Source organism: Rhodococcus quanlei (assembly GCF_055231015.1).
The window spans coordinates 24,804-40,581 of the sequence record NZ_JBUYWD010000024.1; the positions used below are offsets into that span (position 1 = coordinate 24,804).

Genomic DNA, 15,778 nt, shown 5'->3' on the forward strand with positions numbered 1-15,778 from the left:
CTTCGTCGGGGGCCTGCGGCCCGTACTTTCCGGCCCTGGGGACCGTTTTTCGATCGAACTCGAGATCAGGGCGTGTACCAGCTGGCGGCACCGTTACTGAAACACGCTTGACCTGCGGCGAAGTTGACCGCAGCGGACAAACCTCCCTCGCACAAGATCCGCCTGTTGTCGGCACCGACGAACGAGCGGCCGTTCGGTCCACTCAGGGCGAGAGCCACTCCTGGCTGGTCGACGACGCCGATGGCGACACTCTGCGGCCCGATCGCGACAGCAGCCACCAGTCCGCGAGCCGCCTCTGCGGCACCTGTGCCGCCGGCATGGCCGATCCCGAGGGCCGCACCCGATGCTGCGGCCTGCGCGAATCCCACTCCGGCGTTACCCAGCGCGGCCGCGGCACCGAAACGATCACTTTTCGCTCCGCATGCAGCTTCGCCGTCGATGACGACCGTCTCGCCGCCCGGTGGTTGCACGCAGGTGAGGGGTTGGGCAGACGCAGCACTCGGTGCGATCAGTAGCGCACCCATGGTTGCTGTCGCGATGCCCAACACGAGTCCGGCACCCTGTGCTGTCGAACGGTACATGCGCCTGAGAGTACGTGATCGAGGTAACTTCCCCACCCACAACGAATGTCACATTCGTTCACACCAACTGAACCGGTGTCACGTTGGGTTTGCTGGCCGGAAAGAGGATAGTGCGAAGCTGTGGGCACCGAATCGGACGTTGTGATCGTCGGCGCCGGCCTCTCGGGGCTGAGCGCGGCTTACCGACTGCACACCCAGGGAGTGGACGTTGTGGTCCTGGAGGCATCGGACCGTGTCGGCGGGCGTACCCGTTCCGAGACCCTTGACGGGTGTGTTGTCGACTTCGGGGCGGAGTGGCTGGGGCCACGGCACACCCACTTGCGGGCTTTGATCCAGGAGCTGGGCCTCACCATCGAACCGGCGCGAATGCTCGGAAGGCCGATCCTCTGGCGGGCCGCCGACCGGTATCGGGTCGGGCGCTCGCTGCGGGTGCATGAGGAATTCACCGCTGTTCGGGTGTTGTGGCGACTCCGACAGCTGGCGCGCCACATCGATCCGCAGCGCCCGTGGGACAGCCCCCGGTCGGCCCAGTTGGATCGAATCTCGTTCGGCGAGTGGCTACGCGACAACGGGGTCCGCGGCGATCTGTACACCTACCTCGCCGGTGTCGTGTCGATGCTGACCGGCACACCGGTCGACGAATTGTCGCTGCTGCAGGTCGTGTGGTGGTGTGCCCGAGGTGGCGGGCCGGTCGCCATGATCCGGACGACATTCGCCGCCCGCGTCGTCGGTGGAACCCAAACCATCGCACTGGCTCTCGCAGACGCACTTTCCGGACGCATACGGACGAATTGCACAGTGACGCGAATCGAGCAGAGAGACGACGGCGCAACCATCCACACCACCGGCGACGTGTATCGCAGCCGCCGCGCAATCGTCACCGGGGCGCTCGACACCAAGGCGCCCATCGCCTTCGAACCGGGCCTGCCCACCGATCTCGCCGGCCTCGACGAACTGCGCATACCACCCTCGACGAAGGTGACCGCCCTCTTGCCGCACGGTCACCGACCCCGCCACGTTCTTGCACTGGGCGGGAGCCCCCTCGGCGCGGCCTGGCGCAACGAAACACGCATTACCGGGTTCGTGCTCCCGGAACACGACGACGCGAACGACGACGACCTGATCGCCGACCTCGCCGACTGCTACGAGGCCGAATCACACCACCTACGCGATCCGCAGGTCTACCGCTGGTCCGCCCATCCCGCGATCGGTGGCTGCGACATCGGTTTCCGCCCGGGTCAGCTGTCCCGTCTCGGGCGCCACCTGGCAACCGGGTACGGGCTGATCGATTTCGCCGGGGCCGAACGCAGTAGCTGGCCCAACAACATGGAAGGTGCCGTCGAAAGCGGCAACCGAGCGGCCACCGCAGCTTCCGCTGCCTTGATGCGCGCGTGACCTGACGGACAACGAGACTCGTCTATTTCCGATCCCGGTCACGGCTCGGCTGAACCCGTTTCGGTTCCCCCGGCATTTTCGGGTAGTTGGGCGGATACGGCAGGTCGCCGAGGCCGTTCGCCGTATCACGCTCCGCCATCTCGAGGAGGCCGTCCAACGAGTGCGCGACGTCGTCCAGTGTCGACATCGGGTCGCCCCGCCGGTCCAACAGACCGGGCACCGTGGCGATGGTGAAATCGTCCGGCGACGCATCCACCAACTCGTCCCAGGTGAGCGGCGTCGACACGGTGGCAATGGGGGTCTTGCGCGCCGAGTAGGCCGAGGCGATGGTCTTGTCCCGCGCGTTCTGATTGAAGTCGAGGAAGATGCGTTCGCCTCGTTCTTCCTTCCACCAGGACGTTGTCGCGCGGTTGCCACTGCGTCGCTCGATCTCACGCGCCAACGCGATGCCCGCGCGCCGCACCTCGATGAAATCCCACCGCGGTTCGATACGGATGTACACGTGCAGGCCCCGCCCGCCCGAGGTCTTCGGGAAGCCGATCAATCCCAGTTCGTCGAGCAGCGGGCGCATCACGTCGAGCGCGATCGCGCGGGCGTCGTCGAATCCGGTGCCCGGCTGCGGGTCCAGGTCGATGCGCAGCTCGTCCGGATGATCCACGTCGGGGCATCGCACCGCCCACGGATGGAAGGTGATGTTGCCCAGGTTGGCTGCCCACACGATGTCTGCCGCACTGCACACCCTCAGCACATCCGCCTTCCGGCCGGACGGAAACGTCACTTCACACGAGGCCACGTGGTCGGGACGTTTCGCGGGCACCCGCTTCTGATAGATCTCCTCACCCTCGACCCCATCGGGGAACCGTTGCAAGTGAGTAGGCCTGTCCCGCAGCGCATTCATCAGCGCACCGTGCATCGCCACCGTGCGGTAATAGTCGACGAGGTGACGTTTCGTGCCGCCGTCGACACCCAGTTCCGGGTAGTAGATCTTGTCCGGGCTCGACAACCGGACGGTAACGCCGTCGACGTCGAGTTCCTCTGCGGGCCCTTCCATTACGATTCTCCTGCCAGGACGTCGGCCAGGTCGTAGCGCACCGGAACCTCCAGTTGATCGTATGTGCATTCGTCCGGCACCCGATCCGGCCGCCACCGCAGAAACTTGACCGCGTGCCGGAACCTGGCGCCTTCCATCTGGTCGTACGCCACTTCGAGTACGCACTCGGGCCGAAGCGGGACCCAGCTACGGTCGGTCCCGGACCGCCACCTGGTCGCCTCCCCCTCCGCAACGACATCGTCGCCGACGCGCAGTGGCTGGAGTTCGACCAGCAATTCCCTGCGGCGCGCGTCGGTGAATGCGGAGGCCCCACCCACCATCGCCAACGTGTCACCGTCGTACAAGCCCAGCAGCAATGAGCCGACCCCGTCGATGTTCTTGTGTGGCCGGTACCCGATCAAGACACAGTCGGCTGTGCGTGCATGCTTGACCTTCACCATGTCGCGCTTGTTCGGCTGATACGTGCCGTCGAGCTTCTTCGCGACGACGCCGTCCAGGCCGGCGCCTTCGAACATCGCGAACCATTCGGTGGCCAGGTCGCTGCTCTCGGTTGCCGCCGTGACGTGGCAGCTCGGTCCACGGCCGCCCACCGAGTCGAGCAGCAGTGCCCGCCTGTCCCGGAATGCTTCGGAAGTCAGGTCCCGATCACCCAATGCGAGGAGATCGAATGCGATGAACTGTGACGGTGTCTCCTCCGACAACTTCGCCACACGGCTCGCCGCCGGATGGATGCGTTCGGACAAGGCTTCCCAGCTGAGCCGGGTCCGGCCGTCCACCACACCCGGCACCACCAGCTCGCCGTCCACGACGCATCGCTCCGGTAGCTCGGCGAGCACGGCCGACACCATCTCGGGGAAGTACCGGGCCAGATCCTTGCCACCCCGCGATCCGAGAACCACCTCGTCACCGTCCCGGAAGATGAGCGCACGGAACCCGTCCCACTTGGGTTCGTAGGACCAGGTTGCCGGATCTTCCGACTGTGGGGGCACCGCGGGAGCCGCCTTCGCCAGCATCGGTTGAACCGGCGGATTCACGGGAAGATGCACTGCTACATAGTGGCATCTACGTCATGGCATCGCAGCCGATATCAGTACCAGTGTTTTCGGCCTCCGACGGCCCGTCCGAGCCAACCGAGGACCACCAGTACGATTCCGATGACCGCAAGGATGGTTCCGATCGTCGTGAGTAACGGGATCTCCAGAAAGAGACCGACGACTAGCACGATGACACCGACGATGATCACGGTCCTACCCTTCCGTTGTGCGGGGCTGCGCGACTGCGCTTACGGACTCGGTTGCGGCACCTCGCAATCGACCTGCGGATTGACACCCAGGTAGTTCAGCGGTCCGGCGATGACGGCGACGGCTATCGTTGCCACGCTCGAGCAGTCTGCGGTCGTGTCCTCGTATCCCCGCTGAAATACGGCGATCGCTCCGATGACGAGCCACACCACCACGATCAACGTCACAATCCGTGCGATACGCATGTCCGGCCTCCGTCAATGTCCTTTACGGTTGCGCGACGCGGTCCGCGTCGAGACCGCTACCGGAGCGAGAACGATCAGAACCACGATGATCACGAAATGATCCAGGCGATGGTCATGACTACTCCCTACAGTCCTGTCGAGGAAGTACCCATGCAATGACGTCGGCAAACCGATCGGACCTCGACAAAACGGACACCACACGTACTTGCGAAATGCCACCTCGAGAACGGTGTCGGTGGCACGGTGTTTGATGTTCGCAACGCAGAAGATCAAGGAAGGGACTCCACATGCGCAGTTGGTCCGATCGTCCGGTCTGCGCGTTCGACCTCGAGACGACCGGACGTGATCCTCGCACCGCCCGGATCGTGTCAGCGTCGATCGTTGTCACGGACGGCGCACACACCGAATCACGTAGCTGGCTACTCGATCCCGGGGTATCTATTCCCACGGGAGCTTCGGATGTGCACGGCATCTCCACCGAGTACGCCCGCGAGCACGGCCTCCCCTATCGGGAGGGATACGCAGATGTCAGAGCGGCACTGGACGACGCATGGGCGCGCGACCACGTCGTCGTCGCTTTCAACGCGTCCTACGACTTGACGTTGATGCACTGGGAAGGCATCCGACTCGGGTTCGCCGACCTCGTTACCGGTGTCGTCGTCGACCCCTATGTGATCGATCGAGAGCTCGACAAGTATCGAAAGGGCCGACGCACCCTCGGCGCGATGTGCGCGCATTACGGCATCGCCCTCGATGCCGCCCACGAAGCCCACGCCGATGCCGTCGCCGCTGCCGAGCTCGCACACAGGCTGGCCGTCGCCTTCCCGGAGATTCGCGAACTCGACATCATGGGATGCCAGGCGGACTGGCACGCCGAGCGCCAAGCCGATTTCGCCGAGTATCTGATCCGGCAGGGCCGCGATGCGTCGGATGTCAACGGCGAGTGGCCGATCCGACGTGCCGCCGGATAGCGGTCCCCCTATGCGATGAGTGCCTGCCGTCGTGCCTCCACAACGGCCTCGTGCCTACTCCTGACATCGAGTTTCGCCATGAGGTTTCGCATGTAGGTCTTGACGGTTTCGACACTGAGCGAAAGCCGCTCTGCAACTTCGGCGTTGCGACACCCCAGCGCGACATACGCGAGCACTTCTCGCTCACGTGGCGACAGGTCGACGTGTGTGGCGGCAACGTCGGGTGCGGCGAGGCTACGAAGCTTCATCTCGATCGCTGCAATCTGTGCACCGACTGCATCGTCGCCCAGATGACCGGCCAGTTCCCGCAACGCCAGATAACTCTCCGTGATCCCTTCGGCGATCCTCCGGTCGCAGCCCGCTGCGGGCTGCACCTGCGCCGTGTCGAGAAGGGCGATTCGACGATCGACTTCGTCGCGGATTTCGATTTCCCGCGCGAACCCCGCAGCCGACCGCATCATCGCCTCGGCCACCGCGTCTCCGATCGCGAGGTTTGCACGAAGTCCCCCATACACAGCGCCCCGAGTAACACCCCTGACGACAACCGGCACGGCCAGCAAGGTCTCGATTCCCTCGTGACCCACTTGGAAGTCGTATTCGTGAGTGATGTGACGCGCGTTCGAATAGTCCTGCACGCCGACCGGCCTTTGCTCTGCCAGAGCCCGCCCACCTGCACCACACTCGGCATCGATCACCAGGTCACGCAGGATTCGACTTCGCGTTCCCACGAAACCCGACAATGTCAGACGACGGTCGTCGACGATCCCGCCGAAGAGCACGGGGAGCGCCGTCCGCTGCTGCAAGCTACGAAGTTCGGCGCGCAGGGCGTCCCGATCACTCGGCCTCAGCGTGTTCTTCACAGCACTCTCACTTCGCAGTATTCGCTGCTCTACCCATGACATATACCCACTTCGGAGGGTACCGGGCGTCATTGTGTTCTCGCTAACGTCGACCGAGGCGTTGCATCGCCGGTCACATCAAGCAGCTACAACACGGAGGTTCCAGTGCCCCGACCGACGCTCTCGGCGGCGAACAACACACCGCTCAGCCCACTACGGTTTCTCGAGCGGTCGGCGACCGTGTTCCCGGACCGGACAGCGGTGATCCACGGCGACCGGCGATACACGTACCGGCAGTTCGGCGAAGAAGTGGAGCGGCTCGCGCGAGTCCTCCGAAGCCGGATCAACCCCGGCGACCGTATCGCGTTCCTCTGCCCGAACGTGCCCGAACTGCTGTTCGCGCATTTCGCGGTCCCGTTGGCCGGAGGGGTCCTGATCGCCCTGAACTCGAGATTGGCCGGGCCCGAGCTCGAGTACATTCTGAACCACTCCGAGACGACCTTGCTGTTCGTCGATTCCGAGATGGTCGGCTCCGTGTCGACCGCCCGACAGAACGTGCCGAGTCTTCGCGAGATCGTCGAGATCCCTGACTCCACGATCGACACGGACTCCACGATCGACACGCCTGAGGTACCCACCGGGATCGTCACCGCGCACTACGCGGATCTGCTCGCCGCCGCCGACACCCTCGACGACGCACCGTTGCACTGGGGTGTGGACGACGAGCAACAGGTGATCGCGATCAATTACACCTCGGGAACAACGGGCAAGCCGAAGGGCGTGATGTATTCACATCGTGGCGCCTACCTCAATTCTCTGGGCGAGACTTTCCACAACGGGTTCACCGGTAACACCAAATATCTGTGGACTCTGCCGATGTTCCACTGCAACGGATGGTGCACTCCATGGGCCGTCACGCAGGCTGCGGGCACTCACATATGCCTGCGCGCAGTGCGGGCGGACGCGATCTGGGAGGCCATCGACGAACTCGGTGTGACCAACCTCTGTGGTGCCCCGGCAGTGTGCTCCACCATCGCCGGCGCACCGCAAGCGCATCCCGTCGTCGGCATGCGGATCACGACCGCGGGCGCACCGCCCGCTCCGACGGTGATCGCACAGTTGGAAGGCCTCGGTATCACTGTGGTGCACGTGTACGGACTCACCGAGGTGTACGGCCCGTACACGATCTGCGAGTACCAAGAATCCTGGGACGATCGTTCAGCTGAGGAACGTGCCACGCTTCTGTCCAGGCAGGGCGTCGGAATGGTGCAGGCTGAGAACGCTCGCGTCGTCGACGCGCAAATGTGCGACGTGCCCGCCGACGGCAACACCATGGGCGAGATCGTGCTCCGCGGAAACAATGTGATGATCGGGTATTACAAAGATCCGGCGGCCACCGAAGAAGCCTTCGCGGGCGGCTGGTTTCATACCGGCGACCTCGGGGTGATGCACCCTGACGGGTACATCCAGCTGAAGGACCGCGCCAAGGACATCGTGATCTCGGGCGGCGAGAACATTTCCACCGTCGAGGTGGAGCAAGCGATCATGAAACACCCGGCGGTGATCGACGTTGCGGTGGTGGGCGTGCCGCACGAAAAGTGGGGTGAGCGCCCCAAGGCGTTCGTCATCCTGAAGGAGGGTCGCGCCGCGACGGTGGACGACATCGTCGAACACACCCGCGGCCTGCTGGCGCGTTTCAAGGTTCCCACGGAGATCGCTTTCCCGCTCACACTTCCGCGAACACCGACCGGGAAGGTACTCAAGTACGAACTGCGGAAGTCCGAGGCGGATTCGGCTCGATGACACGTTTACGCCCGGCGTGGTCCGGTGATCCGGGCCGCAGGGAATACTGGGCGGCATGAGCGAGCGCGCCGATACCCCTGGAGCCGATGCCGCCGAGTTTCGAGTTCACGTCGTCGCTCAGGCGATCCGCCTGTTCTCGGAGAACGGCTACGAAGCGACCACCGTGGAGCAAATCGCGTCGGCGGCAGGGGTCTCGCGCAGGACGTTCTTCCGCCAGTTCCGGTCGAAGGAGGACGTGATCTTCGCCGATCACGAGTCCCTGCTCGAGCAGGCCGGCGAACACCTGGCCACTCGTACGACGGAACCGTGGGCCGCCGTTTGCGAGACCGCCAACCTCGTCTTCGACCGCTTCCGCGAGAACCGTGAACTGTCTGCGCGTAGATTTCTGGTGGTCCAGCAGGTGCCGGCGTTACGCGATCGCGAGATCGTCACGGGATTTCGGTACGAGCGGCTGTTCGTCGACTATTTGCGGTCCGCGGTACCCGACGAGCCGGTGCTACGCGTGATCGGATTCGCCGCTGCTGTCACTGCGTGCCACAACTACCTCTTGCGAAACATGACCCGCGGAGACGAGTCCGCCACCAACGAAGCCCTGAACCGCGCGCTCCTCGACGTCCGCCGCACGTACGGCGTCGCAGCGGCCGATCCGACCCTCACCGGGGAGTCTGTGCTGGTGGCGACATACCCAACCGGGACTCCGGTCGACGAGATCATGCGTCGACTCCAGGCCCGGCTGACTGGCCGAACACCTACCGGAGACAGCTGATACCGGCTGTTTACCGCCGCACCCCTTGACTGGCACTCAGTGCCGTGGTTGACTTCCGCAGGATGGCCGACGTGTGCCCGAGGTGGCTCGACGCGGTCAACGAACCCGCAAACCCATCAGAGGAGCACCCCACATGGCCGGAAATCCGGACTTCGATCTCTTCAAGCTCGCCGAGGAGCACGACGAACTGCGTTCCGCGATTCGCGCACTCTCCGAAAAGGAGATCGCGCCGCACGCCAAGGACGTCGACGAGAACGCACGCTTCCCCGAGGAAGCACTCACCGCGCTCGTGAACTCCGGATTCAACGCGATCCACGTCCCCGAGGCCTACGACGGCCAGGGCGCCGACTCGGTTGCCACCTGCATCGTCATCGAGGAAGTTGCCCGCGTCTGTGGTTCGTCCTCGCTGATCCCCGCAGTCAACAAGCTGGGCACGATGGGCCTGATCCTCAACGGTTCCGAGGAGCTCAAGCAGCAGGTGCTCCCGCAGCTCGCTTCCGGTGAGGCGATGGCGTCCTACGCGCTGTCCGAACGTGAGGCAGGCTCCGACGCAGCCGCGATGCGCACCCGCGCGAAGGCAGACGGCGACGGCTGGATCCTCAACGGCTCCAAGTGCTGGATCACCAACGGCGGCAAGTCCTCCTGGTACACCGTTATGGCCGTGACCGACGCCGACAAGGGTGCCAACGGCATCAGCGCGTTCATGGTGCACAAGGACGACGAGGGCTTCACCGTCGGACCGCTCGAGCACAAGCTCGGCATCAAGGGTTCGCCCACCGCAGAGCTGTACTTCGAGAACTGCAAGATCCCCGGCGACCGCATCATCGGCGAGCCCGGCACCGGCTTCAAGACGGCGCTGCAGACGCTCGACCACACCCGTCCGACCATCGGCGCACAGGCCGTCGGCCTGGCGCAGGGTGCACTCGACGCCGCGATCGAGTACACGAAGGACCGCAAGCAGTTCGGCCGTGCGATCGCCGACAACCAGGCTGTGCAGTTCATGCTCGCCGACATGGCAATGAAGGTCGAAGCTGCCCGTCTGATGGTGTACACCTCGGCGGCCCGCGCCGAGCGCGGCGAGAAGAACCTCGGGTTCATCTCCGCGGCCGCGAAGTGCTTCGCCTCCGACACCGCCATGGAGGTCACCACTGACGCCGTGCAGTTGTTCGGCGGCGCCGGCTACACCACCGACTTCCCCGTCGAGCGCATGATGCGCGACGCCAAGATCACCCAGATCTACGAGGGCACCAACCAGATCCAGCGCGTGGTCATGTCCCGCGCCCTGCTCAAGTAATAGCGCGACTTCGTCGCCTGTGAGTGGTTAACGAGTCCAGAGACTCGTTAACCACTCACAGGCCGTTAAAGGAGAACTGTGGAACTCGTAGGAGTTATCGGCGGCGGCACCATGGGTGCCGGCATCGCCGAAGTTTGTGTCAAGGCCGGTAGTTCGGTCCTCATTCTCGAGACCAAGCAGGAGTTCGCGGACGCGGCTCTCGGGCGTATCGAGAAGTCCCTCGCCCGAGGCGTGAAGTCCGGCAAGCTCAGCCAGGAGGACGCCGACGCCGCCCGCGCGCGCGTAGACGTCACCCTCGCCATCGAGGATTTCGCGGACCGCGACCTCGTGATCGAAGCGGCACCGGAAATCGAGTCGCTCAAGCTCGAACTGTTCGGCAAGCTCGACAAGATCGTGAAGCCGTCCGGCATCCTGGCGACCAACACGTCGTCCATCCCGGTCATCAAGATGGCCGGCGCCACCGAACGTCCGGGCCAGGTGGTGGGCGTTCACTTCTTCAACCCGGTGCCGGTAATGCCGTTGGTGGAGATCGTCGTCGCACTCACCACCTCGGAGGAGACCGTCACTGCGGTGATGGACTTCGCGGCGAACACGCTGGGCAAGAAGGCCGTTCGCGCAGGCGACCGCGCCGGATTCATCGTCAACGCCCTGCTGATCCCGTACCTCACGTCGGCCGTACGGATGCTCGAGTCGGGATACGCGACGGCCGAGGACATCGACGCGGCCATGAAGGGCGGCTGCGGCTACCCGATGGGCCCGCTGACGCTGATCGACACGGTCGGCTTGGACATCACCCTCGCCGCAGCGCAGTCTCTGTACGACGAGTTCGGTGAACCGCACCTGATTCCCCCGCCGCTGCTGCGCCGCAAGGTGGAAGCCGGGCACCTGGGCAAGAAGTCCGGTCAGGGTTTCTACTCGTACGAGTAGCCCTCGCCGCACCACCCGAGCCTGATAGGCAGAATCGAACCAGAGAGGGCGCCCCTCCTGCTCGTCACGAGCGGACAGGGGCGCTCTTTCGGTTGTAAGGCAGTTTCGCGCCGAGGAGTCCGTCGAGGCTGAAGCGGCCCGCACCGACCACTGCCAGTATCAGGGACGCGGCACCGAGCGCGAGGACGAACTCGTATCCGCCGTCCGAGACCCAGAGTCCGTTGTCTGCGTGCGTGAAGAAGTAGGCGCCGGCCATGACAACCACCAAGAGCGCGCCGACGACCGGGACGAGCGCCCCCACTATCAGGGCGATGCCGCCGAGGACCTCGAGCCAGGTGACGAGGAACGCGGACACGTCCGGAAGAGGGACTCCCATGTTCTCGAATCCGCTGCTCATCGCACCGTGGCCGTTGCGGACCTTCTGGAGGCCGTGAGCGAGAAAGACGGCGCCGATACCGATTCGTCCGATCAGCAACCCGATGTTCCGAGCAGTCGTGCTTTCTGTCATGCGCTTCGCCTTTCGTCGATGCGCGCGAGGCGCATGTCTCGTGTGGGGACCCCGGCGCACACTCATGTGCACTTCTCCAGGATGTGACCGAGCGTATCGAAATAACGTTGAACCTTCAACTAAGTTTCGGGTTCACGCCCCCGTTTCCTCGACGAATGTCACAGCGGTTCGCGTGAGCTGAACCCGTGTGACATTGGTCGGGGGGTGGGGGAATCAAAAAGGGGTGCCCGACTGTTGTTCATCTCGTCCACTCCAAACGAAAGGCTGGCACCGCCGTGGCTGTCCCCCTCTCCATTCTCGACCTTGCGCTGATCGGTCCCGGCGAAACGGCACGGGAAAGCTTCGGCGCCTCGGTCGAGACCGCCCAGAATGCCGAGGAGTGGGGTTATCAGCGGATTTGGTACGCGGAGCACCACAACATGTCGTCCATCGCGTCGTCGGCGACCAGCGTTTTGATCGCGCACGTCGCGGCCCACACGGAGAAGATCCGGCTCGGCGCCGGCGGCATCATGCTCCCGAACCATGCACCACTGACGATCGCCGAACAGTTCGGCACACTCGAAACCCTGCATCCCGGTCGTATCGACCTCGGCTTGGGGCGCGCTCCCGGCAGCGATCAGAAGACGATGCGCGCACTGCGCCGTGACCCGGCATCCGCCGACAGCTTCCCGCAGGACGTGCTGGAATTGCAGGCCTACCTGGCCGGCAAGTCACGCATCCCGGGCATCGACGCGATTCCCGGCAAGGGAACGAACGTCCCGCTGTACATCCTCGGCTCCTCCTTGTTCGGCGCGAAACTCGCCGCGATGCTCGGATTGCCGTACGCGTTCGCCTCCCATTTCGCGCCGAACGCACTCGAAGATGCCGTCGCCATCTACCGCCGCGAGTTCCAGCCGTCGGAGCAGCTTGCCGAACCGCACGTCATCGCCGCACTCAACGTGATTGCCGCAGACACCACCAACGAAGCGCTCAGCGCGTTCCAGGAAGCGAAGCGTCAGCGCGTCAATCTTCTGCTCGCCCGAGAGCGCAAGTTCACCGACGCAGAAGCGGACATGGTTCTCGAAAGCCCTGCAGGGCAGCAGGTTCTGCAGATGACGAAATACTCCGCGGTCGGCACTCCGACGGAGGTGAAGGACTATGTCGAGCGATTCGCGAAACATGCCGACGCCGACGAGTTGATCGTTGCATCGTCCGCGCCTCGCCGAGAAGGGCGACTTCGCTCCCTGCAATTGCTCGCGGAGGCAACAGACCTCGTTTCGGTATAACCCACGGCCGAGAACAACCCACGACCGAAAGGAATGCACATGTCGAAGATCGCCATCGTCGGAGGGCACGGCAAGATTGCTTTGCACCTGACACGCATCCTCAGCGGACAGGGTCACGAGGTGAGCTCGCTGATCCGCAACCCCGATCACGAAGCCGATGTTCGTGAAGCGGGCGGAACTCCCGTCGTCGCCGACGTCGAGAATCTGAGCACAGAGAAGATCGCGGACAAGATTCGCGGCCACGACGCCCTCGTGTGGTCGGCGGGTGCAGGTGGCGGCAATCCCGACCGCACCTATGCCGTCGACCGTGATGCCGCGATTCGGTCCGTCGACGCCGCGAAGACGGCGAACGTCAAGCGGTACGTGATGGTCTCGTACTTCGGCGCGAGCGTCGATCACGGAGTGCCGAGCGACAGCAGCTTCTTTCCGTACGCCGAAGCGAAGGCGGCCGCGGACAAGTACCTGCGTGAATCCGGCCTCGACTGGACCGTCCTCGGCCCCAGTGCCCTCACTCTGGACGAACCGACCGGCAAGATCGCGCTCGGACCGGACACCGGCAAGGGCGAGGTATCGCGAGCGGACGTCGCCCACGTCGCAGCTCACGTCCTCGACACCGCGGCCACCATCGGAAAGACCATCGAGTTCAACAACGGCGACACCCCCATCGCCGACGCGGTAGCGGGAGCCTAGTTCGCGACGGTGAAATGCCGTTGATCCGTGGGCGCCTCGATCGCATCCACGACAGCAACAGCCAGGTCCTCCATCGAGATTCGAGAGTCACCGTCGCCCGTGGTGAGCAGTCGGGTCGTGCCGGACCGGTACGACCCGGTTCGCTCGCCCGGCTCGAGCGTTGCCGGGGGGCTGAGGTACCGCCACCGCGCGCGGTGATCGCGGCACACGTCGAGTTGCTCGACGCTCGCCATCGCACTGTGACGCCACCCCACGCCGACGTACCGCGAGTCGTCGACGACCAGGTGCTCGTCGGGCAGCGGTACGAGAAGCGGGCCTGCGCCACCCACCACGATGATCGGCCGATCGGCGGAAGCCGCCGCGTCCAGCAGTGACATCGTCGTACTCGATACCGATGATTCGTCACCCGGATCCGGACGTGTTGCCGCGACGACAGCGTCGTGTTGCGCGAACAGTTCGGCGAGGACGATGGTCTCGGTGGCGTCCACGGCCAGCACGTCCACTGACGGGGGCAGCCGGTCTACACGGCGACTCGTTCTCGCCACCCCGGTGACGACATGCTCGCGGCGCACTGCTTCTGCGGCGATACGCGATCCGGTAGAGCCGGTAGCTCCCACGACGACGATTCTCATTACTTTCCCTCTCCAACAGTGACTTCCACGCGCTTCTGACCAATTACGGACTTCTGACTACCTACGAACGTCGTGGCCGGTACACGCGACGGGACCAGTTGTGCGCCGACGATCGCGGCCAGCGCCAGCGCGAATCCGACGATCTGCCAGGCCGTCAACAACTGCTCGAGCAGGACGACTCCGAGCGCCGCCGCAGTCAGGGGTGACAGGAGCCCGAGCGCGGCCGCCGAGGTGACGGGCATCCGGCCGATTCCCGAGAACCAGATCGTGTACGCGAGCAGTCCGCCGACTATGCCCAGCCAGGCATATCCCGCGACACTTTCGGCCGTCCACGAACTCGGCACATCTTCCAGCGCAATCATCATGGGCAGCAGGACGATTCCACCGGCGGTGAGTTGCCACCCCGCGAAGGTCATCGGGCCGATCTCCGGCGGGCACCCCCACCGTTTGATCAGCGTGACACCCAGCGCCATCGAGGCTGCACCGGCCGTACCCGCGAGCACGCCGACGAGGTCGAGGGAAGCCGACGCGGTCACGACGACCAAGGCCACCCCTGCGACACCCACCAGTCCCCACGCGAACCTGCGGACGGAGAAGAGTTCCACGCCGATTCCCGCCGCGACGACGGCAACGACCAGCGGTTGAGTCGCATTGAGGGTGGCGGCGATACCACCGGGCAGGCGATAGGCAGCGAGAAACAACAGCGGGAAGAAGAACCCGATGTTGAGAGCGCCGAGCACGGCGGATTTCCACCACCAGGATCCGGTGGGCAAGGTGCGGGTGATCGCGAGCGCCACCAGCCCGGCCGGTAGCGCGCGTAGAAGCGCAGCGAACAGCGGTTGGTCGGCGGGCAACATTTCGGAGGTCACCACATACGTGGTCCCCCATACGACAGGGGCCGTTCCGGTGAGAACTGCGACTCTGGCGATACCCATACAATCTCTTAACGTTGAACGGTTGCCTTACCTGTAAGGTAGCGCGCATACGTATCAACGTCAAACTATTCAATATTGAGAGATTTGAAGGGGCGGGTTGGATGGACGACACCGAACCGCGCGACGCGGTCGACGGACGGCTCGCTCAGTGGGCAGTGGCGAGACCAGACCTCGACGTCTCCGCAATGGGCGTACTCGGTCGGCTGTCCCGGCTCACAAAGATCTCCGAACGCGCACTCCAGACGGTGTTCGCGCGCCACGACCTGCAAGCCGGCGAGTTCGACATCCTCGCCACACTGCGGCGTACAGACCCGCAGCGGCACGGGCTCACGGCCGGGCGCCTTGCAGATCAGGCGATGCGCACGTCCGGGGCGATCACGAATCGACTCGATCGCCTCGTCGCGAAGTCGCTGGTCACACGAGTGGTCGACCCGGCGAACCGGCGAACCGTTCTTGTGGCCCTCACCGACGAAGGGCGCGAGGTTCTCGACAACGCCCTTGTCGAGCACGTCGCCAACGAGGAGAACTTCCTCGCAGCACTGACGACGACCGAACGCGACACGCTGGCCGCACTGCTGAAGAAGCTGCTGGTAGAACACGGAGACGCGCACTCCGACGAAGCGAGTCCGTGACCC

General features: G+C 64.5%; 18 protein-coding genes. 9 read left to right on the forward strand and 9 right to left on the reverse strand.

Annotated features, from left to right (window positions below; genetic code table 11):
• Positions 1-65: 65 nt before the first annotated feature.
• A complete protein-coding gene (locus ACZI8Q_RS17320) occupies positions 66-581 on the reverse strand; it encodes a DUF6764 family protein (RefSeq protein WP_463374805.1) in 516 nt (171 codons plus the stop codon).
• Positions 582-701: 120 nt separating this feature from the next.
• Here ACZI8Q_RS17320 and ACZI8Q_RS17325 point away from each other — a divergent pair, with 120 nt between their 5' ends.
• Entirely contained in the window at positions 702-1,976 is a 1,275-nt protein-coding gene (locus ACZI8Q_RS17325) for a flavin monoamine oxidase family protein (protein ID WP_463374806.1), read from the forward strand.
• A 22-nt stretch (positions 1,977-1,998) separates the two neighbouring features.
• Here ACZI8Q_RS17325 and ACZI8Q_RS17330 read toward each other — a convergent pair whose 3' ends face one another.
• The 4 genes from ACZI8Q_RS17330 to ACZI8Q_RS17345 are packed head-to-tail and all read right to left on the reverse strand — an operon-like array spanning position 1,999 to position 4,513.
• Positions 1,999-3,027, reverse strand: coding sequence for a DNA polymerase domain-containing protein (locus ACZI8Q_RS17330; protein WP_463374807.1), 1,029 nt, complete (start codon positions 3,025-3,027; stop codon positions 1,999-2,001).
• On the reverse strand, positions 3,027-4,073 hold the full coding sequence (locus tag ACZI8Q_RS17335) for an ATP-dependent DNA ligase (RefSeq protein WP_463374808.1): 1,047 nt from the start codon (positions 4,071-4,073) through the stop codon (positions 3,027-3,029). The genes ACZI8Q_RS17330 and ACZI8Q_RS17335 overlap by 1 nt, the downstream gene beginning before the upstream one ends.
• Before the next feature lie 41 nt (positions 4,074-4,114).
• On the reverse strand, positions 4,115-4,270 hold the full coding sequence (locus ACZI8Q_RS17340; protein WP_463374809.1) for a hypothetical protein: 156 nt from the start codon (positions 4,268-4,270) through the stop codon (positions 4,115-4,117).
• A 39-nt stretch (positions 4,271-4,309) separates the two neighbouring features.
• On the reverse strand, positions 4,310-4,513 hold the full coding sequence (locus tag ACZI8Q_RS17345) for a hypothetical protein (RefSeq protein WP_463374810.1): 204 nt from the start codon (positions 4,511-4,513) through the stop codon (positions 4,310-4,312).
• Positions 4,514-4,800: 287 nt separating this feature from the next.
• Between ACZI8Q_RS17345 and ACZI8Q_RS17350 the strand changes: the two genes are divergently transcribed.
• Positions 4,801-5,484, forward strand: a complete 684-nt coding sequence (locus ACZI8Q_RS17350) for an exonuclease domain-containing protein (RefSeq protein WP_463374811.1) — start codon at positions 4,801-4,803, stop codon at positions 5,482-5,484.
• 8 nt (positions 5,485-5,492) lie between these two features.
• On the opposite strand, the gene ACZI8Q_RS17355 is transcribed toward ACZI8Q_RS17350, so the two are convergent.
• Positions 5,493-6,344: a helix-turn-helix transcriptional regulator gene (locus tag ACZI8Q_RS17355; protein WP_463374812.1), complete on the reverse strand. Its 852-nt coding sequence runs from the start codon at positions 6,342-6,344 to the stop codon at positions 5,493-5,495.
• 144 nt (positions 6,345-6,488) lie between these two features.
• Between ACZI8Q_RS17355 and ACZI8Q_RS17360 the strand changes: the two genes are divergently transcribed.
• From ACZI8Q_RS17360 to ACZI8Q_RS17375, 4 genes are all read left to right on the forward strand, one after another.
• The gene (locus ACZI8Q_RS17360; RefSeq protein WP_463374813.1) at positions 6,489-8,126 is read left to right on the forward strand and encodes an AMP-binding protein; all 1,638 of its coding nucleotides are present in this window, start codon (positions 6,489-6,491) and stop codon (positions 8,124-8,126) included.
• A 55-nt stretch (positions 8,127-8,181) separates the two neighbouring features.
• Positions 8,182-8,892, forward strand: a complete 711-nt coding sequence (locus ACZI8Q_RS17365; RefSeq protein ID WP_463374814.1) for a TetR family transcriptional regulator — start codon at positions 8,182-8,184, stop codon at positions 8,890-8,892.
• A 133-nt stretch (positions 8,893-9,025) separates the two neighbouring features.
• The gene (locus tag ACZI8Q_RS17370) at positions 9,026-10,186 is read left to right on the forward strand and encodes an acyl-CoA dehydrogenase (RefSeq protein ID WP_463374815.1); all 1,161 of its coding nucleotides are present in this window, start codon (positions 9,026-9,028) and stop codon (positions 10,184-10,186) included.
• A gap of 78 nt (positions 10,187-10,264) precedes the next feature.
• A complete protein-coding gene (locus tag ACZI8Q_RS17375) occupies positions 10,265-11,113 on the forward strand; it encodes a 3-hydroxybutyryl-CoA dehydrogenase (RefSeq protein ID WP_463374816.1) in 849 nt (282 codons plus the stop codon).
• Positions 11,114-11,177: 64 nt separating this feature from the next.
• Here ACZI8Q_RS17375 and ACZI8Q_RS17380 read toward each other — a convergent pair whose 3' ends face one another.
• The gene (locus ACZI8Q_RS17380) at positions 11,178-11,621 is read right to left on the reverse strand and encodes a DoxX family protein (RefSeq protein WP_463374817.1); all 444 of its coding nucleotides are present in this window, start codon (positions 11,619-11,621) and stop codon (positions 11,178-11,180) included.
• A gap of 275 nt (positions 11,622-11,896) precedes the next feature.
• Here ACZI8Q_RS17380 and ACZI8Q_RS17385 point away from each other — a divergent pair, with 275 nt between their 5' ends.
• Positions 11,897-12,886 (forward strand): LLM class flavin-dependent oxidoreductase, encoded by a 990-nt coding sequence (locus tag ACZI8Q_RS17385; RefSeq protein WP_463374818.1) that lies wholly within the window; start codon positions 11,897-11,899, stop codon positions 12,884-12,886.
• A 39-nt stretch (positions 12,887-12,925) separates the two neighbouring features.
• Positions 12,926-13,576, forward strand: a complete 651-nt coding sequence (locus tag ACZI8Q_RS17390) for an SDR family oxidoreductase (protein WP_463374819.1) — start codon at positions 12,926-12,928, stop codon at positions 13,574-13,576.
• On the opposite strand, the gene ACZI8Q_RS17395 is transcribed toward ACZI8Q_RS17390, so the two are convergent.
• Both ACZI8Q_RS17395 and ACZI8Q_RS17400 read right to left on the reverse strand, forming a co-directional pair.
• Positions 13,573-14,208 carry an NAD(P)-dependent oxidoreductase gene (locus ACZI8Q_RS17395; RefSeq protein ID WP_463374820.1) on the reverse strand — a complete coding sequence of 212 codons (636 nt, stop codon included), beginning with the start codon at positions 14,206-14,208 and terminating at the stop codon, positions 13,573-13,575. The two genes, ACZI8Q_RS17390 and ACZI8Q_RS17395, sit on opposite strands and share 4 nt — an antisense overlap.
• Complete coding sequence (locus ACZI8Q_RS17400; protein ID WP_463374821.1) at positions 14,208-15,143, reverse strand: EamA family transporter; 936 nt, start codon at positions 15,141-15,143, stop codon at positions 14,208-14,210. The genes ACZI8Q_RS17395 and ACZI8Q_RS17400 overlap by 1 nt, the downstream gene beginning before the upstream one ends.
• A gap of 101 nt (positions 15,144-15,244) precedes the next feature.
• Here ACZI8Q_RS17400 and ACZI8Q_RS17405 point away from each other — a divergent pair, with 101 nt between their 5' ends.
• The gene (locus ACZI8Q_RS17405; RefSeq protein WP_463374822.1) at positions 15,245-15,775 is read left to right on the forward strand and encodes a MarR family winged helix-turn-helix transcriptional regulator; all 531 of its coding nucleotides are present in this window, start codon (positions 15,245-15,247) and stop codon (positions 15,773-15,775) included.
• Positions 15,776-15,778 lie beyond the last annotated feature (3 nt).

Excerpts from the sequence above, each read along its gene's own strand:
- ACZI8Q_RS17320 (WP_463374805.1), bottom strand. The coding sequence starts at position 581 with ATGTACCGTTCGACAGCACAGGGTGCCGGACTCGTGTTGGGCATCGCG.
- ACZI8Q_RS17330 (WP_463374807.1), bottom strand. The coding sequence starts at position 3,027 with ATGGAAGGGCCCGCAGAGGAACTCGACGTCGACGGCGTTACCGTCCGG.
- ACZI8Q_RS17345 (WP_463374810.1), bottom strand. The coding sequence starts at position 4,513 with ATGCGTATCGCACGGATTGTGACGTTGATCGTGGTGGTGTGGCTCGTC.
- ACZI8Q_RS17350 (WP_463374811.1), top strand. The coding sequence starts at position 4,801 with ATGCGCAGTTGGTCCGATCGTCCGGTCTGCGCGTTCGACCTCGAGACG.
- ACZI8Q_RS17365 (WP_463374814.1), top strand. The coding sequence starts at position 8,182 with ATGAGCGAGCGCGCCGATACCCCTGGAGCCGATGCCGCCGAGTTTCGA.
- ACZI8Q_RS17370 (WP_463374815.1), top strand. The coding sequence starts at position 9,026 with ATGGCCGGAAATCCGGACTTCGATCTCTTCAAGCTCGCCGAGGAGCAC.
- ACZI8Q_RS17380 (WP_463374817.1), bottom strand. The coding sequence starts at position 11,621 with ATGACAGAAAGCACGACTGCTCGGAACATCGGGTTGCTGATCGGACGA.
- ACZI8Q_RS17390 (WP_463374819.1), top strand. The coding sequence starts at position 12,926 with ATGTCGAAGATCGCCATCGTCGGAGGGCACGGCAAGATTGCTTTGCAC.
- ACZI8Q_RS17395 (WP_463374820.1), bottom strand. The coding sequence starts at position 14,208 with ATGAGAATCGTCGTCGTGGGAGCTACCGGCTCTACCGGATCGCGTATC.
- ACZI8Q_RS17400 (WP_463374821.1), bottom strand. The coding sequence starts at position 15,143 with ATGGGTATCGCCAGAGTCGCAGTTCTCACCGGAACGGCCCCTGTCGTA.
- ACZI8Q_RS17405 (WP_463374822.1), top strand. The coding sequence starts at position 15,245 with ATGGACGACACCGAACCGCGCGACGCGGTCGACGGACGGCTCGCTCAG.